2 protein-coding genes are annotated in these 2,087 nt (G+C 62.0%); one reads left to right on the plus strand and one right to left on the minus strand.

Features of this window, described 5'->3' with window-relative positions; genetic code table 11:
* Positions 1-114: 114 nt before the first annotated feature.
* Complete coding sequence (locus ACE04F_RS21145) at positions 115-1,086, minus strand: GGDEF domain-containing protein (protein WP_486109728.1); 972 nt, start codon at positions 1,084-1,086, stop codon at positions 115-117.
* Between the two features lie 119 nt (positions 1,087-1,205).
* On the opposite strand from ACE04F_RS21145, the gene ACE04F_RS21150 reads away from it, so the two are divergent.
* Positions 1,206-2,033, plus strand: coding sequence for a helix-turn-helix transcriptional regulator (locus ACE04F_RS21150; protein ID WP_486109730.1), 828 nt, complete (start codon positions 1,206-1,208; stop codon positions 2,031-2,033).
* The last annotated feature ends 54 nt before the right edge of the window (positions 2,034-2,087 follow it).

Consider the following 2,087-nt stretch of genomic DNA (forward strand, 5'->3'; position numbering starts at 1 on the left):
CCCACAATAGAGCTGCGCCATCTGGAGTATCCAGGCACAACACAAAACCGGGTGGGAGCGAGCCTGCTCGCGAAGGCGGTGGCTCAGTTGAGCTGATGTCGGCGGGCCGCTCGATCAGCTTGGGCTATTACGCCGCCCCTGCTTCTGCGCATACATCGCCGCATCTGCCTCCGCCAGCAGGCTATCGATCGACTCATGCCGCTCGGGGTCGTATTCGATCTGGCCCACGCTGAAATCGATGTCATAGCCGCGCTGCAACGTTGTGTTGCGCTCGTCGAGCATTTCCCTGAGCCGTGCCATGATCGCCGTCGTCTCGACATGGGAGGCGCCGGTGAGCAAGGCGACGAACTCATCTCCGCCCAGGCGACCGATCACGTCGCTTTCACGAAAGGCAATGCGCAATACGTCGGCGAAGGTCTTCAGCGCACCGTCGCCTTCGGCGTGCCCGAAGCGATCGTTGATCGGCTTGAAGTCGTTGAGATCGAAAAACAGCAGTGTCGCCGGCCGCGAAAGGCGGCTACAGACGCTCAGCGCGTGCTGGGCCAGCGTCATGAAGCCGCGCCGATTGGACAGCAGCGTCAGCTCATCCATGCTGGCCATCTGCACGGCAACCAGCTCCTGCTCGGCCATGCCCGCCAGGTCGCGCAGCAGCTCGCGTTCGTCGTCGTTGAGGGTGCGCGGCTGGGTGTCCAGCAAGCACAGGGTGCCCATCTTGCTGCCATCGTCCAGCCCCAGCGGATGCCCCGCATAGAAGCGGATGCCTGGTTGGCCCTTGACCAGCGGGTTGTCGTGGAACCGCTCGTCCTGTTCCGCGTCGCGAATTTCCATGATCTCGTCCTGCAAGATCGCATGCCCGCAGAAGGACACCTCGCGCGGGGTCTCACTGGTTTCCAGGCCGGCATTGGACTTGAACCATTGCCGATTGGCGTCCACCAGCGAAACCAAGGCGATCGGCACGTCGAACAAACGTCGGGCGAGCCGGGTCAGGCGGTCGAACCGCTCCTCGGGAGGGGTATCAAGCAGCTTGAGCGACTGCAATTGTTTGAGGCGAACGGCTTCGTTGTCAGGTTTGCCTGGCGCTAGCATCGGTAACTCCGTTGGCGGAACTCATTGCAGTCTAGCCCAGACCGGAGCGAACTCGAACGGGCATTTTCCGGCATGTACGCATACACTCAGGCACAGCCAACAAAACAGGACGCTGACCGATGAAGTCCGCCAACCACGACGCCGCTCCACGCTTCTGGCGCGACGCGGCGCTGCCTTTCATCGAGGCCCGGGCCATCGCCGATGGCCGCAAGGTCTGTTATTCGCGTCATTCCCATGATCACTTTTCCATCGGCGCGATCACCGCCGGACGCAGCAGCTACCTGCACGAACAATCGCGCTTCCAGGTCCAGAGCGGCACGGTAGTGCTGATGAATCCCGGCGACGTCCATGCTTGCAATCCGATCGACGATCAGCCCTGGTCTTATCTGATGCTGTATGTCGACACCCAATGGCTGCGAGATCTGCAACGCCGGATCGGCTTTGACCCCTCGCTGGACTTCCAGGCATTCGGCACAACCCATAGCCGTGATGTCGCGCTTTTCTCCGGCCTGTGCGGGCTCTACGAAACGCTGGTGGCTGAACATATCGATACCAGTGGCAAGCAAGTCGCCGCCGAAGTGTTTTTCACCGATCTCCAGCATCGACTCAACCCGGCCGGACGTCCGGAGCGTGGCAGCCACCCGGCGCTGATGCGGGCGGCGCAGTTCATTCACGACCATTGCAGCGAAGCCCTCAAGCTCGAGGATATCTGCGCCTTCGCGCAGCTTTCGCCGTCCTATTTAAGCCGGGCTTTCAAGCGCCACTACGGCATGACACCGCATGCCTTCCTGATCAACCGGCGCATCCAGTTCGCCCGCCGTCAACTGCGCGAGGGCAAGCTGATTGCCGATGTGGCGCTGGACAGCGGGTTTGCCGATCAGGCGCACTTCCAACGAGCATTCAAGCAACACCTGGCGGCTACCCCTGGACAATACCGCGGCGGATAGTGTCACCGACCTCCGTGGCGAGGGAGCTTGCTCCCGCTGGGCTACGCAGTAGCC

Source organism: Pseudomonas sp. AGC41 (genome assembly GCF_057334555.1).

What these genes read in the sequence shown, in the direction of transcription:
- ACE04F_RS21145 (WP_486109728.1), bottom strand. Translation starts at nt 1,086, where the DNA reads ATGCTAGCGCCAGGCAAACCTGACAACGAAGCCGTTCGCCTCAAACAA.
- ACE04F_RS21150 (WP_486109730.1), top strand. Translation starts at nt 1,206, where the DNA reads ATGAAGTCCGCCAACCACGACGCCGCTCCACGCTTCTGGCGCGACGCG.